This is a genomic window from Sporomusaceae bacterium ACPt, assembly GCA_041428575.1.
GTDB classification, from domain to species: domain Bacteria; phylum Bacillota; class Negativicutes; order Sporomusales; family Sporomusaceae; genus Sporomusa_D; species Sporomusa_D carbonis.
Window position 1 is genome coordinate 2,476,607 of the sequence record CP155570.1, and the last position, 19,247, is coordinate 2,495,853.

General features: G+C 46.2%; 22 protein-coding genes and 2 pseudogenes. 7 read left to right on the forward strand and 17 right to left on the reverse strand.

Annotated features, from left to right (window positions below):
- Window positions 1-24: 24 nt before the first annotated feature.
- Complete coding sequence (locus SCACP_RS12840) at window positions 25-1,275, reverse strand: 4Fe-4S binding protein (RefSeq protein ID WP_425057944.1); 1,251 nt, start codon at window positions 1,273-1,275, stop codon at window positions 25-27.
- Between the two features lie 118 nt (window positions 1,276-1,393).
- Window positions 1,394-2,353, reverse strand: a complete 960-nt coding sequence (locus tag SCACP_RS12845) for a DUF362 domain-containing protein (protein ID WP_425057945.1) — start codon at window positions 2,351-2,353, stop codon at window positions 1,394-1,396.
- Window positions 2,354-2,547: 194 nt separating this feature from the next.
- Between SCACP_RS12845 and SCACP_RS12850 the strand changes: the two genes are divergently transcribed.
- Window positions 2,548-3,654 (forward strand): DUF362 domain-containing protein, encoded by a 1,107-nt coding sequence (locus SCACP_RS12850; RefSeq protein WP_425057946.1) that lies wholly within the window; start codon window positions 2,548-2,550, stop codon window positions 3,652-3,654.
- A gap of 73 nt (window positions 3,655-3,727) precedes the next feature.
- Here SCACP_RS12850 and SCACP_RS12855 read toward each other — a convergent pair whose 3' ends face one another.
- From SCACP_RS12855 to SCACP_RS12865, 3 genes are all read right to left on the reverse strand, one after another.
- Window positions 3,728-4,387: a DUF4405 domain-containing protein gene (locus SCACP_RS12855; protein ID WP_425057947.1), complete on the reverse strand. Its 660-nt coding sequence runs from the start codon at window positions 4,385-4,387 to the stop codon at window positions 3,728-3,730.
- Window positions 4,388-4,453: 66 nt separating this feature from the next.
- Window positions 4,454-4,930, reverse strand: a complete 477-nt coding sequence (locus SCACP_RS12860) for a flavodoxin (protein WP_425057948.1) — start codon at window positions 4,928-4,930, stop codon at window positions 4,454-4,456.
- Between the two features lie 14 nt (window positions 4,931-4,944).
- Window positions 4,945-5,475: a cyclophilin-like fold protein gene (locus SCACP_RS12865; RefSeq protein WP_425057949.1), complete on the reverse strand. Its 531-nt coding sequence runs from the start codon at window positions 5,473-5,475 to the stop codon at window positions 4,945-4,947.
- 179 nt (window positions 5,476-5,654) lie between these two features.
- On the opposite strand from SCACP_RS12865, the gene SCACP_RS12870 reads away from it, so the two are divergent.
- The 3 genes from SCACP_RS12870 to SCACP_RS12880 are packed head-to-tail and all read left to right on the forward strand — an operon-like array spanning window position 5,655 to window position 7,655.
- Window positions 5,655-5,945 carry a twin-arginine translocation signal domain-containing protein gene (locus tag SCACP_RS12870; protein WP_425057950.1) on the forward strand — a complete coding sequence of 97 codons (291 nt, stop codon included), beginning with the start codon at window positions 5,655-5,657 and terminating at the stop codon, window positions 5,943-5,945.
- 9 nt (window positions 5,946-5,954) lie between these two features.
- On the forward strand, window positions 5,955-6,950 hold the full coding sequence (locus tag SCACP_RS12875) for an aldo/keto reductase (RefSeq protein WP_425057951.1): 996 nt from the start codon (window positions 5,955-5,957) through the stop codon (window positions 6,948-6,950).
- 24 nt (window positions 6,951-6,974) lie between these two features.
- The gene (locus SCACP_RS12880; protein ID WP_425057952.1) at window positions 6,975-7,655 is read left to right on the forward strand and encodes a flavodoxin family protein; all 681 of its coding nucleotides are present in this window, start codon (window positions 6,975-6,977) and stop codon (window positions 7,653-7,655) included.
- 240 nt (window positions 7,656-7,895) lie between these two features.
- Here SCACP_RS12880 and SCACP_RS12885 read toward each other — a convergent pair whose 3' ends face one another.
- Complete coding sequence (locus SCACP_RS12885) at window positions 7,896-8,276, reverse strand: MerR family transcriptional regulator (RefSeq protein WP_425057953.1); 381 nt, start codon at window positions 8,274-8,276, stop codon at window positions 7,896-7,898.
- A gap of 98 nt (window positions 8,277-8,374) precedes the next feature.
- Entirely contained in the window at window positions 8,375-8,551 is a 177-nt protein-coding gene (locus SCACP_RS12890) for a hypothetical protein (protein WP_425057954.1), read from the reverse strand.
- A gap of 67 nt (window positions 8,552-8,618) precedes the next feature.
- On the opposite strand from SCACP_RS12890, the gene SCACP_RS12895 reads away from it, so the two are divergent.
- The 3 genes from SCACP_RS12895 to SCACP_RS12905 all read left to right on the forward strand — a co-directional run bounded on the left by SCACP_RS12895 (window position 8,619) and on the right by SCACP_RS12905 (window position 11,473).
- The gene (locus tag SCACP_RS12895) at window positions 8,619-9,839 is read left to right on the forward strand and encodes an alpha/beta hydrolase (protein WP_425057955.1); all 1,221 of its coding nucleotides are present in this window, start codon (window positions 8,619-8,621) and stop codon (window positions 9,837-9,839) included.
- A 108-nt stretch (window positions 9,840-9,947) separates the two neighbouring features.
- Complete coding sequence (locus tag SCACP_RS12900; RefSeq protein ID WP_425057956.1) at window positions 9,948-10,232, forward strand: hypothetical protein; 285 nt, start codon at window positions 9,948-9,950, stop codon at window positions 10,230-10,232.
- A gap of 14 nt (window positions 10,233-10,246) precedes the next feature.
- On the forward strand, window positions 10,247-11,473 hold the full coding sequence (locus SCACP_RS12905; RefSeq protein ID WP_425057712.1) for an IS256 family transposase: 1,227 nt from the start codon (window positions 10,247-10,249) through the stop codon (window positions 11,471-11,473).
- 227 nt (window positions 11,474-11,700) lie between these two features.
- On the opposite strand, the gene SCACP_RS12910 is transcribed toward SCACP_RS12905, so the two are convergent.
- The 10 genes and pseudogenes from SCACP_RS12910 to tnpA (SCACP_RS12955) form a co-directional block, all read right to left on the reverse strand.
- Window positions 11,701-12,474 carry a transposase gene (locus SCACP_RS12910; RefSeq protein ID WP_425057957.1) on the reverse strand — a complete coding sequence of 258 codons (774 nt, stop codon included), beginning with the start codon at window positions 12,472-12,474 and terminating at the stop codon, window positions 11,701-11,703.
- Window positions 12,475-12,727: 253 nt separating this feature from the next.
- On the reverse strand, window positions 12,728-12,937 hold the full coding sequence (locus SCACP_RS12915; protein ID WP_425061397.1) for a transposase domain-containing protein: 210 nt from the start codon (window positions 12,935-12,937) through the stop codon (window positions 12,728-12,730).
- A gap of 94 nt (window positions 12,938-13,031) precedes the next feature.
- Window positions 13,032-14,599 (reverse strand): annotated as a pseudogene (tnpC, locus tag SCACP_RS12920) (IS66 family transposase).
- A gap of 117 nt (window positions 14,600-14,716) precedes the next feature.
- Window positions 14,717-16,283: pseudogene (gene tnpC / locus SCACP_RS12925) on the reverse strand (IS66 family transposase).
- Between the two features lie 61 nt (window positions 16,284-16,344).
- On the reverse strand, window positions 16,345-16,692 hold the full coding sequence (gene tnpB / locus SCACP_RS12930) for an IS66 family insertion sequence element accessory protein TnpB (RefSeq protein ID WP_425057810.1): 348 nt from the start codon (window positions 16,690-16,692) through the stop codon (window positions 16,345-16,347).
- The gene (tnpA, locus tag SCACP_RS12935) at window positions 16,686-17,015 is read right to left on the reverse strand and encodes an IS66 family insertion sequence element accessory protein TnpA (RefSeq protein WP_425057958.1); all 330 of its coding nucleotides are present in this window, start codon (window positions 17,013-17,015) and stop codon (window positions 16,686-16,688) included. Before tnpA (SCACP_RS12935) ends, tnpB (SCACP_RS12930) begins: the two co-directional genes overlap by 7 nt.
- Window positions 17,016-17,038: 23 nt before the next feature.
- Window positions 17,039-17,332, reverse strand: coding sequence for an IS66 family transposase (locus SCACP_RS12940; RefSeq protein ID WP_425057959.1), 294 nt, complete (start codon window positions 17,330-17,332; stop codon window positions 17,039-17,041).
- Entirely contained in the window at window positions 17,329-18,345 is a 1,017-nt protein-coding gene (gene tnpC, locus SCACP_RS12945; RefSeq protein WP_425057960.1) for an IS66 family transposase, read from the reverse strand. Before tnpC (SCACP_RS12945) ends, SCACP_RS12940 begins: the two co-directional genes overlap by 4 nt.
- Before the next feature lie 159 nt (window positions 18,346-18,504).
- Window positions 18,505-18,852, reverse strand: coding sequence for an IS66 family insertion sequence element accessory protein TnpB (gene tnpB, locus SCACP_RS12950; protein ID WP_425057810.1), 348 nt, complete (start codon window positions 18,850-18,852; stop codon window positions 18,505-18,507).
- A gap of 55 nt (window positions 18,853-18,907) precedes the next feature.
- The gene (gene tnpA, locus SCACP_RS12955; protein WP_425057961.1) at window positions 18,908-19,198 is read right to left on the reverse strand and encodes an IS66 family insertion sequence element accessory protein TnpA; all 291 of its coding nucleotides are present in this window, start codon (window positions 19,196-19,198) and stop codon (window positions 18,908-18,910) included.
- Between the last annotated feature and the right edge of the window lie 49 nt (window positions 19,199-19,247).

A 19,247-nucleotide genomic window follows, 5' to 3' on the forward strand; every position in this document is an offset into this window, starting at 1 on the left:
TTAGGAAGTACTTTATAGCAAGATCTAACTGGGAAAAACACGGATAGCGGCCTCGCCATCGACCGGGCAGACATTCTCGCATGAGCCGCATCCCACACACTTGTCAGTCAGAACGATGGGCCGATGCTGTTCATCCCCTTCAATTGCCAGAACGGGACATTGTTCACCGCAAATAAGGCACTGTTTCCCCTCAGTCCAGGCGATACAACGAGGCTTATCAATAACAGCCTTGCCCATCCGGACTTTTTCCAGTGGGACCTTGGCAATGGCTCCGGTCGGGCATACTTTCTGGCAGGCCAGGCATAAATCACAACGGTTTCTACGCGGGATGATATAAGGTGTTTCAAAATTCGCAAGACCTTCGGTAATAGGCATCGGGCTGAGCGCTTTGCTGGGACATACCTGAATACACCTTCCGCACCGGTTGCAAACGGCAGTAAACTCTGGTTCCGGCAGAACCCCTGGAGGGCGTAAAGCTTTTTCCGCCGCCCAAACAGTCTTTCTCCATAAAGCAGCAGCCATTAGAGCGGTGAAAGCGGCTTTGAAGAACTGTCTTCGCGACTCTTTGCGCTTTGTTGCTGCAACATCATCAGCGGGAACAAGCTGACGGTCTCTCCCCCGCCAAGAACTCCGCTGCCACTCGATTGCCTTGGTGGGACAAACCCGTTGGCAATTCCCGCAGGTTAAACACCCTTCTTTCACAACGCTGGTATGCGCTGGTGCGGCACCGACAGAACAGGCCCTCGTACATTTCTCGCATTGCACACAATCCCCTACAATCCGGTAATGAAAAAGCCGCAGCTTTGCTGCTAATGACAAGAGAATTCCGGTAGGACATAGCACACTGCACCAGAGACGGGAAAAAAATAAGGTGCCGGCCGTTATCCCCATAAGCATCCAGGGAACTTGCCCCTGCAATCCCCTCACAATCTCGTGGCTAAACAATGCAAAAGGGGTTAAAAAGAAGACCCAGTTTGATCCGAGGACAAAGACAATCATTAAGAAGAGCAGCCAATAATACTGCATATGCTGCAAAGCGTGCAGTACTTTGTTTCTGGTCAGCGACAGCATTTTGAATTTAAATACTGCCCGGCCAATTGTGTCCGTCAACGCCAGAAAAGCGCCAAAAGGACACAGCCAGCCGCAAAATATCCTCCCCCACAATAAGGTCGACGCCAAAGTCAATAGCGGCAGCCATACCCAGTAAGGAACCTCCTGCTGCCAGCGAAGCTCACTCAGCAACAGCCAGGGGTCAAGCCGCGAGAACCATTGCAATAATTGATTTCCTAGTCCGGGCGGGTACGATAAGTTGGCAAGAAACAATATAAAAGATACCAGCGAGATGAATTGCAACGAGTAACGCAATAAGGGCGCTTTCTTGAATTTCACTGCGTTATACCTTCACAACTGTAAGTTTTTGCAGATCCATTTCGCCCACGCCCAATTGCGCAGCTGCCGGTATATATCCGATATCCGCCGGTTTGTGCCCGAACAATGTCGCAGCATAAGTGTCAACGGCGACCGGATCGGCGCCAAAGATCACCTGCTTCCATTCGCGAATGGTTCCCGGTCCCATAGGACCATTATCGATAATACCTTTGGTTGCATCTACAATGGTAAGATGAGGTTTACGGAATGCAGCAAGTTCAGCGATGCATTGCGTAAGGTCTGTCCTGTGGAAGTAGCCGCGGTCCCATACAAGCCCCATCATATTTTTCAGACCCAGAGTCAGCTTGGTCATACTGTGATGTTTGAGAATGGGAAAGTTAATAAACACGTCAGCGTTTAACACATCTTTTGAAAACAAGGCGGTTTTCAAGATCTGGCCGCCGGTATCAACCTGGGTGTAGAAGCTTTGCGCATTGATGGCATAAGCTTTTCCCCCCGCAGCTTCCACTGCTTCCTTAATTCCGCTGTTCGTAAGACATACAGCCGGACTCTGGAAAGGATAATCAATTACCTTAACTTCCTTGGCCCCTGCCGCCAAACATTGTTTCACTACAGCGGCAACTAACTGCGGATTGGTCGTGGCAGCTTCTTCCGGTTTTCTGGCAACACTGAAATTCGGCTTAAGTACTACGGTAGCCCCGCGCCGGACCAAGGCGCCTATTCCACCAAGAGCGGCAAAGCCTTTTTCGATTAGTGAATTGGGATCAGTTCCTTCCGCTATGATCAGTTTGCCGCGGTTATATGCACTTGCTGCCGAAGATGCTGCTTGATTGCTTGGTGTATTGGGGGTATTTTGAGTGTTTTGCGGATTAACGCTTTTCCCGGAAAGATTCAGCCCACATCCTGCCAGCCCCAAAGATAATAACCCATAGCCGACCCCGCTGATAAATTGACGTCTGTCCATGATTCATCATCCCTCTTCATCATTAATCCTGTATGCTTATGTTTTCATAGATTACCACCTTGAAATTCAGTCTAGCATTTGGAGCTAACTCCAAGTCAAGTATTTTTATAAAACCTATTGACTTCGAGTTAACTCAAAGTTGTAACATAGAATGCAGGCCATATTTTAACTTACCTGGAAAGGGGAAATGAGACATGTCCAGCAAAGTATATTTTGCAAATTTGCGAGCGCGAACAGATAAGAGTAATAAAATCAGCAAAATAAGACACCTATTTGATCGTGCCGGGCTCGACGAACTTATTGAGCCTGGTGATCTCACGGCTATCAAGCTGACCTTCGGAGAACGCGGCAGCGATGGTTTTATTAATCCTGTTTTTGTACGCCAAGTGGTCGATAAGATAAAAGCAAAAGGTGCCAAACCTTTTTTAACCGACACGAATACACTCTATTCAGGAAGTCGGCATAATGCAGTAGATCATCTGCTGACCGCATTGGAGCATGGCTTTGATTATACCGTTACAGGAGCGCCCATTATCATAGCCGACGGATTACGCAGCGAAAATATTACGGAGGTAGAGATTAGTAAAAAACACTTTACTAAGGTGAAACTGGCTACAGACATAGTCAGCGCCGACAGCGTAATTGTGTTATCTCACTTTAAGGGGCATGAGATGGCAGGCTTCGGCGGGGCAATAAAAAATCTTGCCATGGGCGGAGCGCCGGCAGTTGGGAAAAAAGAGCAGCATGCTCTCAAGATTATAGTTGATCAGGATAAATGCGTTGGCTGTGAAAAGTGCAGTGCAGTTTGCCCAGAAAAAGCGATTACAGTGAATGAAAAGAAAGCCAGTGTCGCTACAGAGAAATGTGTCGGCTGCGGTGAGTGTTTAACTGTTTGTCCTGTAAAAGCCACCGGCATGGACTGGGCGACAGACCTAACAGCCTTTCTTGAACGAATGACCGAATATGGCTATGGGGTTGCCAAGGCGCATGAAAACCGAATCGGTTATATTAACTTTCTTTTAAATATTACGCCAGATTGTGATTGTGTTCCGTGGAGCGATGCACCGATTGTTCCTGATATTGGTATTTTGGCATCGACAGATCCAGTAGCGATTGATCAAGCAAGTTACGATCTGGTAAATAACCAGCTTGGCTTCTCCGATTCCCTTCTGTCGTGCAATTGTGAGGCCGGCGCCGATAAATTTCGGGGTTTGCGTTCCCATATCGACGGTTCCATCCAAATGCGATATGGCGAGGAAATCGGCATGGGTAGCCGCGATTATGAATTAATCGTGCTGTAATATCGGTTAATTGTCACTTCGTCCCCAAACTCGTTTTTTAAATTGAACGATAACAGCCAGCCCTAAGATAAAGTCATTTAGGGTTGGCAGCTTTTTTATGAAGCATTGTCTGTGTAGTAAAATTTCCGTTTTTTACCTTTCTCAGCAAACCTAACAGAAAATGCGTTATGCCGACATAACTGCCCACAATGGCAAAATAGTCCAGCAAGAACCTCCAAAGGGAAGGTTCTTCGCCCCACCCCATAAAGACACGCTGCATGAGAAGTTTCTCGCCGATATCATTTGTAAAGGATGCATAGATGCCATAAATAATGACGACGATGGATATAATGCGGCTCATAAGGACCCAACCTAGGCTGGAAGCATCAATATGCAGCCAATTCTTTAGTTTCGCCATCAGCATTTTCCAATGCATCCCCAGATGGATTGCAATGAGGATAAAGCTGGCGAAGGCCGCTCCCTGGTGCAGATCATGCACAAAGAGACTTCTGCTCCGTATGTCTAGCGGCGCAAATACCGTCGCCGAAATCAGCGCACCGGTAACGAATACCGTAACCATCGTAACCACTAAAAGTAGATTAACCAGTGTCATGAGTACACGGCTAAGAATCTGCCTGCCCTTAAAGAAAACCTTATACCAGCGTCGATTCAATACATTATGAAAAATAAACAACAAAAAGAGAACCACCCCGCCGATTTCATGGAAAGCATTTCCTGTAAAACGGTAATCCATGATCAACAGTAAAAGTACCGTCATTACTATATTCAATATATTTCTAATCAAATCTATACCCCATTTTCATTTTACACCAATCTTTTTCAGCCAGGACTCTACTTGTGAAACCTTTGCCGTGCCGCCATATACCGAAAGAAGTGGCAACACCGCCGAATCAGGGCAGAGCTTCTTGACTGTAGTCTCGATATGACCGGAGCCGCCTCCGCCGTGGGTGCAGAACGGAACAACGGTCTTTCCCGACAAATCATAGCTGTCCAGAAAGGTAGCAACCGGCGGTGCAATCGTACTCCACCAGTTTGGCGTACCAACGAAGACTGTATCATAAGCAGGAATATCCTTGACTTTGGTTTTAAGTTCAGGTCGGAAGCCTGCCTGGATTTCTTTCTTCGCCTGTTCCACGACTGTGTTGTAGTCGCCAGGATAGGCTTTTTCCGGCACTAGCTCACAGAGCGTCCCGCCAGTCTCTTCAGCAATTAACTTTGCCAACTTGCACGTGTTTGAAGAATGTGAATAATACACAATCAAAATGTTTTTGCTCATCTAAAACACTCCCTTCATTCATTTATAGCTTCAATCCTGACGGTGAATTCGCCGTTCATCTTTGCCAGTGCCTCAAGTCCGGACGTGAAATATCCGATCGGAACCAGTCCCTTGGAATAGCGGAAATCATGGTAGAAGATCGCCAGGTTGCCCCATGGAGCGTACAAAGTCAAATCGCCCTCTGACGGTTCAAATCCCTCCGGCGCCTTTTCCGTAGAAAGCTTGCGCGGCGAATAACTGATCTTCTCTGTACCGTTGAAGTCCTGGAAACTCAGTGTCAGCGGCAACATGAACACAAGGTCGCGGCTCGTTGGATTGTCGTACAGTTCGGCAACGGCTTCGCCGCCATCAAATGTCAGCCTTATTTTAGTGGCCCGGGAAGGTCTTACAGCATCAGAAGATATAGTTTGAACTTTGCCAGAAGCCGCTTGTGCGCTGCCAGAGCTTTCGGCCCCAGCAATGCTTTTCGCTGCCTCCGTGCCGCAGCCTGCCATCATAATAGCGAATCCCATCAGGGCAAGAAAAACCGTCAAAAGTCTTTTCACCGATATCACCTCACAAGCTTGGAATTTATTCTACGGTCACAGGTTATCACTTCGACCTAACTCCAAGTCAAGAACCTTTTTGGGTTCTTTTAAGATTTTTTTACAGCTCGCCTACGCCGGAGCCATTGTAAAAGGCTCCGGCGTTTTAAACTTTTTTTGAAAAACCGCTTGACCTTGAGTTGACTTCAAGTGATACGGTATATTTATCAGGAAAGAAATGGAGGTATGGTATTATCATAAAACGTCGTGATTTTATCAAAGCCATGGGAGCCGGAGCCGTAGGTCTCATGCTCGGCGGCTGCAGTTTTAAATCGCCTTGGTCAACTGTTCCCCCAGACAATACATTATCTGCCGACAAAAACGCACCTGATTTCTCCGGTACGGTTGAATATCGTACCCTGCGTGCCGGAGCAAAAATCAGCACCATCGGCCTCGGTGCCAGTGCACTGCATGAGTCATCTGCGGCTTAGATCGAGAAAATGATCGTTTATGCTTCAGAGCAAGGCATCAATCATATGGATACAGTCATGTCGCACTTTGGGCCGGCGGAAGCTATGGGCCGTGCACTAAAAGGGCGGCGTGACAAGATGATGACGATAATGCATATCGGCGTCACGTATCCGCGCCAGACCTACACGCGGGCACGCGACTTAAAAGAGGTACAGCAGGGCTTCGAACAACAGCTCAAAGGCTTCGGCACCAATTACAGCGATATCGGACTCATCCATTATGTCGACCAGGCTGATGATTTTGAGAGGGTGATGTCGGGCGGCATCCTGGACTACGCCCAAAAGCTCAAGCAGGACGGAACTATCCGTTACCTTGGCTTTTCTTCGCATTCAGTTAATATCTCCCGCCGATTTCTCGAAACCGGCCTCATTGACATCTTTATGTTTAGCCTCAACCCGGCTTATGACTTTGTTCCGGTTGATGGCAAGCTAAAGCTGTCCGAAGAGCGGCGGCAGCTCTATCAGGAGGCTGAAAAACGGGGTGCAGCCATTACCGTCATGAAGGCTTATGGCGGCGGCCGCCTGTTAAGTGACAGTTCCTCGCCGTTCGGCCGTGCTATGTCAGTGTCGCAGTGCATCCAGTACGCGCTGGACCGTCCGGCCGTTGTCTCCTGCCTGCCCGGCGTGCGCAATATGGATGATCTTACCAGCGTACTCGCCTATTACAAAGCCTCGCCGGCGGAGCGCGACTATTCCTTTATCGCCAGTGCACAGCATCAGGACATGAACGGCGTCTGCATTTATTGCAACCACTGTCAGCCATGTCCTTACGGCATCGATATCGCCGCCGTCAATAAATATCTTGACCTGGCCCAAGCCGGCGACGGACTTGCCAAAGACCACTATTTCAAATTGAGGCGGACAGCCAGAGACTGCACGTACTGCGGCGCATGTGTGCCGCGCTGTCCGTTCCATGTGGATATACTTAAACGCATGCGCGAAGCCAATGAATTCTTCGGTCGCTGAACCTAAGCGAAAAGGAGGACAGTAATGGATAGAAGAGTTTTCATCCAAGGAACCGCTGCGGGATTTATAACACTCCTGCTGAGTGGCTGCGGTCTTGCACTGCAGAATATGTCCGCAGGGTCAACAGCTGCTCAGATAACTGATAAGACTTCTAAAGGGGGCAACAAAATGAAAATCACTGTAATCACCGGCAGCCCGCATAAAAACGGGACATCGGCTCTATTAGCCGACAAATTCATTGAAGGAGCGCGACAAGCAGGCCATGAGGTTTTTCGCTTCAATGCGGCTTTTGAAGATATCCATCCGTGTCTTGGCTGCGACCGTTGCGGGATGAACGGCCCTTGCGTGCATCAGGATGCTATCGACAAGAAGCTGATGCCTCAGCTCCTTGCCGCCGACCTCGTGGTATTCGTCACGCCGCTCTATTATTGGGGTATGTCAGCCCAATTAAAGACCGTCGTCGATCGTTTTTATGCCAGCAACGCCAAATTATGCGGCAGCGGCAAAAAAGCTATTCTCATGGCAACTGCCTATGATGCCAAGGATTGGACGATGTCATCGCTCACCCATCACTACCAGACGCTAATGAAATATCTTGGCTGGGAAGATATCGGCACGGTATTAGCCGTGGGCTGCGGCAGCAGACCTGTGATCGAGCGTTCTGAATTTCCCGAGCAGGCTTATCAGCTCGGTCTGAAAATCTAAAAAAGAATCTTTAAATTTAAGACGTAATTTTCACAAAGGCCAAAGGCCCATAGAGCAAGTTATGTCTTGCTCTATGGGCCTTTTCGTTTAGAAGAGATGTTGCTTGTCCTAGCATGGTTGAAATGCAGACATCAACCGTCTTCAGCTATTTCCAACCGCCCGTAACGTAATAACCGTAATCGACTTGGGAACACCCAGGCGAAATGGCAGCCAGTATCCAAGTCCTCCTTTTATTCTCTCTCATTTAGCCAATTCAATACTTTCTACAGAATCCTCAAGATGATCGTAATTTTCAATTTTACATGCCAAGCGTTCTTTTATTGCCTGCAATTCTGCAATGCGCTCATCCAAACGACGATATTCTTCTAGTAAAAGTTCCTTTCTAGCCTCTTTTGTACCTGGTCCCTGCTGATAAAGCTGAACATATTCAACAAGAGTTTCTACTGGGATACCCGCTTTTCGCATACAATGAATAAATTCAATCCATCCACAGCTGTAGTCGTCATATTCACGAATCCCATTTGGTTTGCGTTTAACCGGCGGAATAAGGCCAATTCTTTCGTAATATCGCAGTGTATCCTGCGTCAAACCGTATTTTTCACTTACTTCTGAAATTAACATCTGATTCACTCCTTTTGTTATTGCCTTACTCTTCAATGTTCGGTTAAGCCAAGCTCTTTTCATCCACTTTCTCTAAGCAAAAGCCCGTCTTCTGGGAACTACACATATATACTCTGATGGAAATGAAGACTTATCAACAAACCCGCTTGAGATATGCTGACATGAAATTGATCGGCAAGCAATGGCAATATCCCAATAAACCCCATTTCAGTATTTAAAATGCCAAAAACCCCTACAGTCAAAATAAATATAAGCAAATTCTTTCGTTCAACCAAAAAATGCACCTCCAAGAGTTAGTTGATGACATGCCCTGCAAAGCCTTTCTTCAAAAAAGTCTAGCATTTGGAGTTAACACCAGGTCAAGTGCTATTTTATGGAAAGTACGACAAAAATACATTCGCATTACTTATTCAGTTTCTCGATAAATTTTTTATAAAACCTATTGACCTGGTGTTAACACCAAGTTGTATCTTTAAATACAGAAATCAATTAAATGTTGAAAGGGGTTTAAGAATGAAAAAAAAGTCTGTTATTACCCGTAGTCTCCAAATGTTCACAGCGATGACACTGGGCTTAGTTTTATCTACGACTGGCGTTGCATCCGCAGCGAACACCTTAGTATGGGACAAGACCTTTCCTCCGAGCGACAAGGTGACTGTCGAAAAAATCTCATACAAAAACAGGTTTGGCATTACCATTGCAGCAGATTTGTATCTGCCAAAAGATATCGACAAATCAAAGAAATACGCAGCTATTGTTGTTGGGACTCCCTATGGCGGCGTGAAGGAGCAAGGTGCCGGGCTTTACGCTCAAACAATGGCAGAACGGGGCTTTGTCGCAATTGCCTTTGACGAGTCCTATAACGGCGAAAGCAGCGGCGAACCAAGACATATCTCATCGCCCGATATTTTCACTGAAGACTTCAGCGCAGGCGTAGATTATTTGGGAACGCGCCCGTATGTGGACAGAAATAAAATCGGTGCGATTGGCATCTGTGGCAGCGGCGGATTCGCTCTTACCGCGGCGCAAGTCGACCATCGCATAAAGGCCGTTGCCACCGTAAGCATGTACGACATGAGCCGCGTAAAACGCAATGGCTGGAAAGACAGCATGACCGACGAACAACGCAACCAATATCTCGATCAACTTGGCGAGCAGCGTTGGAAAGATTTTGAAAATGGCTTCCCGCAGTTGACCCCACCATTTCCTGCTGAAATTCCAGCAGAGGGACTCGATCCTATCACAAGTGAGTTTTTTGAATATTACGTAGCTCCACGTGGACACCACCCAAATTCGATAGGTGCATTCACGATCACGAGCGATATGTCTTGGATGAACTTCTCTTTGCTTGATCATATTAAATCGATTTCGCCAAGACCAATCTTGTTCATCATGGGTGAAAATGCACATTCACGCTATTTTACTGAGGATGCCTACAATATGGCTGCCGAACCAAAGGAATTATATGTAGTCAAAGGTGCAAGACACATCGACCTTTACGACAGAAAAGATCTCATCCCCTTTGACAAGCTCGAGTCCTTCTTTAGAGCAAATTTAAAATAGGACATAACTTTCTAGAGAGGGGAATCCGATACAGAAAAAATTCGCAAAATTGCGAGCGTAAACAAATAAGGTAATACAATCAGTAAAAACATTGGAAGGGGTTTAAAAATGAAAAATAAATCTATTATCACGCGTGTCCTCCATCTACTCTCGACGATGGCACTGGTCGTGCTCTTTTCTACGATCGGCATTGGTGTTGCATCCGCGGCAGACATGTCCAATGGAGCAGACAACTTTTACAAGAGCGACAAGGTAACCATGCAGAAGGTTACGTTTAAAAATCAATACAAGGAGACGCAGGGACGAGGAGACGCAGGGACGGTTCTTTTGTCTAACTTCGGAGGCTGTATTTTAAACCGTGTAAATGGGAATAATCTCCAATATAAAGAATAAAAGGAGATGGACCCATGACACAGTTAAACGAAAAAGAAATACAGCTTGTAGCACTGCTCAGTGAGGAGTGCACCACTCCCGCCGAACTAACGGCGAAGCTCAAGAATCTGTTTGCCGGTGCGCTGGAAAAGATGCTAGAAGCCGAAATGGATGAACACCTCGGCTATGAGAAGAACAGTGTTTTAGGCAATAACAGCGGCAACAGCCGTAACGGTTACGGCAAAAAAACAATAAAAAGCGAGTGGGGCGAAAGTGAAATCAGCGTCCCCCGCGACCGAAACGGCACCTTTGAGCCGCGAATTATCGAAAAACGGCAGACACGCACCGACGATATTGAAGCCAGGATTCTGGCGATGTACGCTAAAGGCATGTCCAATCGCGACATTGAAGATCATCTGCGCGACATCTACGGCGTAGAAGCCTCCGCCAGCCTAATCAGCCGCATCACGGACAAGATTATGCCAGCCGTTATGGAATGGCAGAGCCGCCCGCTTGACCCGGTGTATCCCATTGTGTTTCTAGACGGAATTGTGTTCAAAGTCCGCAAGGACAGCCGGGTTGTAAACAAATGCCTATACTCGGTTTTAGGTATCAATCTGGACGGCCGCAAGGAAATCCTCGGCATGTGGCTGTCGGAAAACGAGAGCGCCAGTTTTTGGACGACGATCTGCAACGAGTTGAAAAATCGGGGTGTGGAAGATATTTTGATTGCCTGCCGTGACAACCTTTCCGGCTTTTCCACCGCCATTGAGACGGTGTTCCCCAAAACCGAGCAGCAACTGTGCGTGATTCATCAAATCCGCAACTCCACAAAGTATGTACCCTACAAGGATATCAAGCCGGTTATGGCGGATTTGAAATTAGTCTATGCAGCGCCGACACAAGACGACGCGGAGTATCGTCTGGAGGAATTTCGTGAGAAATGGGGCAAGAAATACCCACAGATTGTAAAGTCCTGGGAGGCGAACTGGACGGAGCTGTCCACCTATTTCAAGTACCCGCAGGAGGTCCGGACACTGATTTACACCACCAACGCAGTGGAAGGTTTTCATCGGATGCTGCGCAAATATACCAAGACAAAGACGGTTTATCCCACCGACGACGCGGTCAAAAAATCGGTGTTCCTGTCGATACAAGAAATTTCCAAAAAGTGGAGTATGCCGATTCGCGATTGGGGAATTATAATAGGGCAGTTGATGATCTTCTTCGAGGACAGACTGCAAGCGCGGAAGGTCTCATAAACCCTATCGGGGCTCTGCCCCGAACCCCGAGGTTTATCGCTTTGGGTTTTCCGAGGCAAAGATAAGGAAAAGCGACACTCTCACATGAGCATCGCCGCCTCGCTAAACCTCATATGCCGCTCGGGTCGCACCTCTGCGTCGCCCTATCCTGCGCATGAGTAAAAGCAATATTAGTGTCCCCAAAATCTTGGATGTTTATTCCATTTACACAGTTAATGATACACTCCCTAACTTCGCAATATCTTATTTATCCTATCTTTGTTAATATGGGTAATTGCCGCTATTTTCCTTATTGATAAATTGGTCTTTTCCTTAAATTCTTTGATCATACATCGCGCTATTTCTACCCTACTATCGCAATTAGCCGAATTAAGCATAGTATTCCAGAGTTCTTTTGCTGATTCTTCGTCCATTTCCACAGTTTCTTCATTCATATCAATAAAGGTTTCCACAGCATCTTGGTTTACATATTCTTTAAATTGCTTTTTGGCTGAATTTAAGTCTTCTGAAAAAATTCCAAGAATTACACCCGTATCCAACACTTTATTAAAATAATGATTCTCTAGCAAATATCCGTTATAGCTGCTCCATTTATATTCACCTGCTGATTTTACTATCCCTGCCTTCACCGGATTTTGATGGATATATCTAATTAATGCCAATATATATTGATCATCTTCTACAACTTCACTCTTAAACCTATCTTGAAATAAATGACCTACTCTCTTATATTTTTTATTAAAATAATAGACATAGCTAATGTTTATTTTTTTCATTACATTTGCTATGCCTTCAGTTCCTTCCTGCAGCATCAAATGGACATGATTATCCATTAGGCAAAATGCATGCAAAAAAAATTTATTGCCTTGTTTTTTTTCATATAGTATATCTATAAATCTAAGCCTATCTTCATCCTCAAAAAATATAGATTTCCTTTCATTTCCTCTAATCATAATATGGTAATATCCGCTATTACTTTTCTCCCGCCGTTTTCTTGTCACTGCTAATCACCCTTCTCCAGGATAAACCGGAAAGGATATTTTTGTCAAGACAAAAGAACCGTCACCGTGTCTCTGCTCCGGAAGTATTCGATAAAAATCGCAGGAACCATTTTCTTGGGTAATAATTATTATTTTCTATTAACTTGATCAGCTGGGTGCGAAAAAGGAACGTAAGCGTCAAAGCAAAACCACCTATCAATAAAAAACCACCTGATGTACGATATGATAAAACATCAGATGGCTGTTGGAACCGTTATGCTTTTTTATTAGGCATTTTACAGCTTACAGGAATTTCTTCAGCCCACGGAAGTAGTTTTTCAATACAGAGCGTATCCTGCAGTTGGATTTGCCTAAAGGCATATTCCAGATAAGCTTGTGGATTTAATCCGTTTTCCATGGCCGTTTGGATTATGCTGTAAACAGCGGCGGACGATTTTGCGCCACCAGGCGTATTGCAAAACAGCCAGTTTTTTCGTAAGCGTCAAAGCAAAACCACCTATCAATAAAAAACCACCTGATGTACGATATGATAAAACATCAGATGGCTGTTGGAACCGTTATGCTTTTTTATTAGGCATTTTACAGCTTACAGGAATTTCTTCAGCCCACGGAAGTAGTTTTTCAATACAGAGCGTATCCTGCAGTTGGATTTGCCTAAAGGCATATTCCAGATAAGCTTGTGGATTTAATCCGTTTTCTATGGCCGTTTGGATTATGCTGTAAACAGCGGCGGACGATTTTGCGCCACCAGGCGTATTGCAAAACAGCCAGTTTTTTCGTCCAATCACAAAAGGCTTGATAGATCGCTCCGCACGATTATTCGATATTTCGATGCGGCCATCGGCCAAATAGGCTGTCAGATACTTTTTTTGATTTTGGGCATAGGTAAGCGCCTTGCCCAGTAGACTTTGCGGCAAGGTATCAGCCCAACAAATTTCTATCCATTTATAAAACTCTTCGATAATTGGTTTAGCTTCTTTTTGCCTTAGTTCATGCCGTTCTTCCGGCGTCATGTGCTCGGCCTTTTTTCAACGTCGAAAAGCTTATTGCAATAGGCAAGACCTATCGCTTCTTTACTATCCGGCTGTTTAGCCGCAGGGCCGACCAAGGCTTCATTGAATTTTCTCCGAACATGTGCCCAACAGCCGCACAAGGTTACACCGGCTTCTTCTACCTTGTGATAGCCATGCCAACCATCGGTCTGAAGATAGCCGGAAAACCCTGCAAGGTACGCCTTGGCAAATTGCCCGCTGCGCCCTTCCTGGTAGTCATAGAGCACAACCGGATGATCCGTATCCCCGGACGTTCGATATAACCACATATAGGAATCTGTCTGTGCCGGTCTGCCGGGTTCACACAACACTTCCAGAGTAGTTTCATCGGCGTGCAACAAATCCCTTGAAAGCAACTCTTTTTTTAGGGCTGCTAACAAAGGCTCCAAAAGTGCGACACCTTTAATAACCCAGTTGGACAGGTTTTGGCGGGAAAGCGTTACGCCAAGCCGCTTAAATTCCTGCTCCTGCCGATACAGCGGCATAGCATTGACGAATTTTTGGCTCATGATATAGGCCATAAGCTCGGCGGATACCATGCTCTTAGGCAGCAACGCTTTCGGCGCGTTAGCCGTGATGATCGGCGTCTCTATATTGTTTTTCTCGCAATTTCGGCAACCGTATACATAGTTTACGTGCTCGATAACCTTGACCTTTGCCGGAACAATCGTCAATTTCTTACGTACTTCCTTGCTCATAACATGCAGCTCTTCACCGCAAGCAGGGCAGGTCTGTTCACCTTCTGGCAGAGTATATTCAATCACTTCTACCGGCAAGTCCTTTATGTTTTCTCTGCGTTTACCCTTTTTGCGCTGATAACTGATGGTTTCCACGTCCGGCTCCACAGCAATCGGTTGGCGCTCAGCTTCCGCCTCATTGAAGAGGTTTAACTGTTCCTGGTCATCGCGTTTACTTTTTTCCGAAGAAGCGCCAAACTTTTTTTGGCGAAGCAGCTTCAACTGCTCCATATACCACTTGTTGAGCGCTTCCAATTCCTGAACGCGTTTCTTTAATTCCGCATTTTCTTCTTCAAGCTGTGCCTGTGTTTGCAAGAAAAAATCCTCATTTCCGATACCATTTTCTTATCTTCTATTATACCGGAAAATGGTAAGCGTCAAAGCAAAACCACCTATCAATAAAAAACCACCTGATGTACGATATGATAAAACATCAGATGGCTGTTGGAACCGTTATGCTTTTTTATTAGGCATTTTACAGCTTACAGGAATTTCTTCAGCCCACGGAAGTAGTTTTTCAATACAGAGCGTATCCTGCAGTTGGATTTGCCTAAAGGCATATTCCAGATAAGCTTGTGGATTTAATCCGTTTTCTATGGCCGTTTGGATTATGCTGTAAACAGCGGCGGACGATTTTGCGCCACCAGGCGTATTGCAAAACAGCCAGTTTTTTCGTCCAATCACAAAAGGCTTGATAGATCGCTCCGCACGATTATTCGATATTTCGATGCGGCCATCGGCCAAATAGGCTGTCAGATACTTTTTTTGATTTTGGGCATAGGTAAGCGCCTTGCCCAGTAGACTTTGCGGCAAGGTATCAGCCCAACAAGCTTCTATCCATTTATAAAACTCTTCGATAATTGGTTTAGCTTCTTTTTGCCTTAGTTCATGCCGTTCTTCCGGCGTCATGTGCTCGGCCTTTTTTCAACGTCGAAAAGCTTATTGCAATAGGCAAGACCTATCGCTTCTTTACTATCCGGCTGTTTAGCCGCAGGGCCGACCAAGGCTTCATTGAATTTTCTCCGAACATGTGCCCAACAGCCGCACAAGGTTACACCGGCTTCTTCTACCTTGTGATAGCCATGCCAACCATCGGTCTGAAGATAGCCGGAAAACCCTGCAAGGTACGCCTTGGCAAATTGCCCGCTGCGCCCTTCCTGGTAGTCATAGAGCACAACCGGATGATCCGTATCCCCGGACGTTCGATATAACCACATATAGGAATCTGTCTGTGCCGGTCTGCCGGGTTCACACAACACTTCCAGAGTAGTTTCATCGGCGTGCAACAGATCCCTTGAAAGCAACTCTTTTTTTAGGGCTGCTAACAAAAGCTCCAAAAGTGCGACACCTTTAATAACCCAGTTGGACAGGTTTTGGCGGGAAAGCGTTACGCCAAGCCGCTTAAATTCCTGCTCCTGCCGATACAGCGGCATAGCATTGACGAATTTTTGGCTCATGATATAGGCCATAAGCTCGGCGGATACCATGCTCTTAGGCAGCAACGCTTTCGGCGCGTTAGCCGTGATGATCGGCGTCTCTATATTGTTTTTCTCGCAATTTCGGCAACCGTATACATAGTTTACGTGCTCGATAACCTTGACCTTTGCCGGAACAATCGTCAATTCCTTACGTACTTCCTTGCTCATAACATGCAGCTCTTCACCGCAAGCAGGGCAGGTCTGTTCACCTTCTGGCAGAGTATATTCAATCACTTCTACCGGCAAGTCCTTTATGTTTTCTCCGCGTTTACCCTTTTTGCGCTGATAACTGATGGTTTCCACGTCCGGCTCCACAGCAATCGGTTGGCGCTCAGCTTCCGCCTCATTGAAGAGGTTTAACTGTTCCTGGTCATCGCGTTTACTTTTTTCCGAAGAAGCGCCAAACTTTTTTGGCGAAGCAGCTTCAACTGCTCCATATACCACTTGTTGAGCGCTTCCAATTCCTGAACGCGTTTCTTTAATTCCGCATTTTCTTCTTCAAGCTGTGCCTGTGTTTGCAAGAAAAAATCCTCATTTCCGATACCATTTTCTTATCTTCTATTATACCGGAAAATGAGGCAAAAAGCCAGTAAAATCAATACTTTAGCGGCTTTTTAAAACTTGCGTGCGACGCAGTTTTTGTTCGATGCCCGGGCTTTGAATCAGGTTCCACAGTTCTTCTGTGGTAAGCGCCATGGTGGCGTCGTCAAGTGTCGGCCATTTGAAACGGCCTCGTTCCAAGCGCTTTAAATGCAGCCAAAAGCCGTTGTCTTCCCAAGTTAAAATCTTTATTCGATTGCGTTGTTTGTTGCAAAAGACGAACAGTGCTTTTTGAAACGGATCCAACTTAAAACTATGCTGCACCAATGCGCTTAAGCCATTAATGGATTTACGCATATCGGTGTCCCCGCAGGCTAAAAAGACTGGTGTATGTTCCGATAGTTTCAGCATACTTCCACCAGTACGCCAAGCACCGTTGCCAAGAGTTTTTTATCTGTTTTAGTATCTACGGCAATTTTGCATTTGCCGATTTGTATTTCGAGGCTGGCTGATCGTTCTGGCGCAGCCTGGATGACAGGAATCCAGTTTTGTACCGGTTGCGGCTGGTCCTGCTTTTTTTCGTGCTGCAGCCATCTCTGCAATGTGCTCAGGCCAATAGCATTTTCCTGGCACCATTCTTTTTTGCTTAGGCCACTGGCTTTATATGCTGCTATCAGCGCTGCTTTTTCGACAGCACAGTAGGCCTTACGCTTGCTTGTTATTGTATTTTCCATACAGCTTATCCCTCCTGAGATCATTATCCCAGGATTGAAGCATATACGCTATGTGGGGATACTTTTACGCTTACGTTTTTTCGTCCAATCACAAAAGGCTTGATAGATCGCTCCGCACGATTATTCGATATTTCGATGCGGCCATCGGCCAAATAGGCTGTCAGATACTTTTTCTGATTTTGGGCATAGGTAAGCGCCTTGCCCAGTAGACTTTGCGGCAAGGTATCAGCCCAACAAGCTTCTATCCATTTATAAAACTCTTCGATAATTGGTTTAGCTTCTTTTTGCCTTAGTTCATGCCGTTCTTCCGGCGTCATGTGCTCGGCCTTTTTTCAACGTCGAAAAGCTTATTGCAATAGGCAAGACCTATCGCTTCTTTACTATCCGGCTGTTTAGCCGCAGGGCCGACCAAGGCTTCATTGAATTTTCTCCGAACATGTGCCCAACAGCCGCACAAGGTTACACCGGCTTCTTCTACCTTGTGATAGCCATGCCAACCATCGGTCTGAAGATAGCCGGAAAACCCTGCAAGGTACGCCTTGGCAAATTGCCCGCTGCGCCCTTCCTGGTAGTCATAGAGCACAACCGGATGATCCGTATCCCCGGACGTTCGATATAACCACATATAGGAATCTGTCTGTGCCGGTCTGCCGGGTTCACACAACACTTCCAGAGTAGTTTCATCGGCGTGCAACAAATCCCTTGAAAGCAACTCTTTTTTTAGGGCTGCTAACAAAGGCTCCAAAAGTGCGACACCTTTAATAACCCAGTTGGACAGGTTTTGGCGGGAAAGCGTTACGCCAAGCCGCTTAAATTCCTGCTCCTGCCGATACAGCGGCATAGCATTGACGAATTTTTGGCTCATGATATAGGCCATAAGCTCGGCGGATACCATGCTCTTAGGCAGCAACGCTTTCGGCGCGTTAGCCGTGATGATCGGCGTCTCTATATTGTTTTTCTCGCAATTTCGGCAACCGTATACATAGTTTACGTGCTCGATAACCTTGACCTTTGCCGGAACAATCGTCAATTCCTTACGTACTTCCTTGCTCATAACATGCAGCTCTTCACCGCAAGCAGGGCAGGTCTGTTCACCTTCTGGCAGAGTATATTCAATCACTTCTACCGGCAAGTCCTTTATGTTTTCTCCGCGTTTACCCTTTTTGCGCTGATAACTGATGGTTTCCACGTCCGGCTCCACAGCAATCGGTTGGCGCTCAGCTTCCGCCTCATTGAAGAGGTTTAACTGTTCCTGGTCATCGCGTTTACTTTTTTCCGAAGAAGCGCCAAACTTTTTTGGCGAAGCAGCTTCAACTGCTCCATATACCACTTGTTGAGCGCTTCCAATTCCTGAACGCGTTTCTTTAATTCCGCATTTTCTTCTTCAAGCTGTGCCTGTGTTTGCAAGAAAAAATCCTCATTTCCGATACCATTTTCTTATCTTCTATTATACCGGAAAATGAGGCAAAAAGCCAGTAAAATCAATACTTTAGCGGCTTTTTAAAACTTGCGTGCGACGCAGTTTTTGTTCGATGCCCGGGCTTTGAATCAGGTTCCACAGTTCTTCTGTGGTAAGCGCCATGGTGGCGTCGTCAAGTGTCGGCCATTTGAAACGGCCTCGTTCCAAGCGCTTTAAATGCAGCCAAAAGCCGTTGTCTTCCCAAGTTAAAATCTTAATTCGATTGCGTTGTTTGTTGCAAAAGACGAACAGTGCTTTTTGAAACGGATCCAACTTAAAACTATGCTGCACCAATGCGCTTAAGCCATTAATGGATTTACGCATATCGGTGTCCCCGCAGGCTAAAAAGACTGGTGTATGTTCCGATAGTTTCAGCATACTTCCACCAGTACGCCAAGCACCGTTGCCAAGAGTTTTTTATCTGTTTTAGTATCTACGGCAATTTTGCATTTGCCGATTTGTATTTCGAGGCTGGCTGATCGTTCTGGCGCAGCCTGGATGACAGGAATCCAGTTTTGTACCGGTTGCGGCTGGTCCTGCTTTTTTCGTGCTGCAGCCATCTCTGCAATGTGCTCAGGCCAATAGCATTTTCCTGGCACCATTCTTTTTTGCTTAGGCCACTGGCTTTATATGCTGCTATCAGCGCTGCTTTTTCGACAGCACAGTAGGCCTTACGCTTGCTTGTTATTGTATTTTCCATACAGCTTATCCCTCCTGAGATCATTATCCCAGGATTGAAGCATATACGCTATGTGGGGATACTTTTACGCTTA

Excerpts from the sequence above, each read along its gene's own strand:
- SCACP_RS12860 (WP_425057948.1), bottom strand. The coding sequence starts at position 4,930 with ATGAGCAAAAACATTTTGATTGTGTATTATTCACATTCTTCAAACACG.
- SCACP_RS12905 (WP_425057712.1), top strand. The coding sequence starts at position 10,247 with ATGACACAGTTAAACGAAAAAGAAATACAGCTTGTAGCACTGCTCAGT.
- SCACP_RS12880 (WP_425057952.1), top strand. The coding sequence starts at position 6,975 with ATGGATAGAAGAGTTTTCATCCAAGGAACCGCTGCGGGATTTATAACA.
- SCACP_RS12845 (WP_425057945.1), bottom strand. The coding sequence starts at position 2,353 with ATGGACAGACGTCAATTTATCAGCGGGGTCGGCTATGGGTTATTATCT.
- tnpB (WP_425057810.1), bottom strand. The coding sequence starts at position 16,692 with ATGCTGAAACTATCGGAACATACACCAGTCTTTTTAGCCTGCGGGGAC.
- SCACP_RS12855 (WP_425057947.1), bottom strand. The coding sequence starts at position 4,387 with ATGGATTACCGTTTTACAGGAAATGCTTTCCATGAAATCGGCGGGGTG.
- tnpA (WP_425057961.1), bottom strand. The coding sequence starts at position 19,198 with ATGATCTCAGGAGGGATAAGCTGTATGGAAAATACAATAACAAGCAAG.
- SCACP_RS12900 (WP_425057956.1), top strand. The coding sequence starts at position 9,948 with ATGAAAAATAAATCTATTATCACGCGTGTCCTCCATCTACTCTCGACG.
- tnpA (WP_425057958.1), bottom strand. The coding sequence starts at position 17,015 with ATGGAAAATACAATAACAAGCAAGCGTAAGGCCTACTGTGCTGTCGAA.
- SCACP_RS12875 (WP_425057951.1), top strand. The coding sequence starts at position 5,955 with ATGATCGTTTATGCTTCAGAGCAAGGCATCAATCATATGGATACAGTC.
- SCACP_RS12940 (WP_425057959.1), bottom strand. The coding sequence starts at position 17,332 with ATGACGCCGGAAGAACGGCATGAACTAAGGCAAAAAGAAGCTAAACCA.
- SCACP_RS12850 (WP_425057946.1), top strand. The coding sequence starts at position 2,548 with ATGTCCAGCAAAGTATATTTTGCAAATTTGCGAGCGCGAACAGATAAG.
- tnpB (WP_425057810.1), bottom strand. The coding sequence starts at position 18,852 with ATGCTGAAACTATCGGAACATACACCAGTCTTTTTAGCCTGCGGGGAC.
- SCACP_RS12885 (WP_425057953.1), bottom strand. The coding sequence starts at position 8,276 with ATGTTAATTTCAGAAGTAAGTGAAAAATACGGTTTGACGCAGGATACA.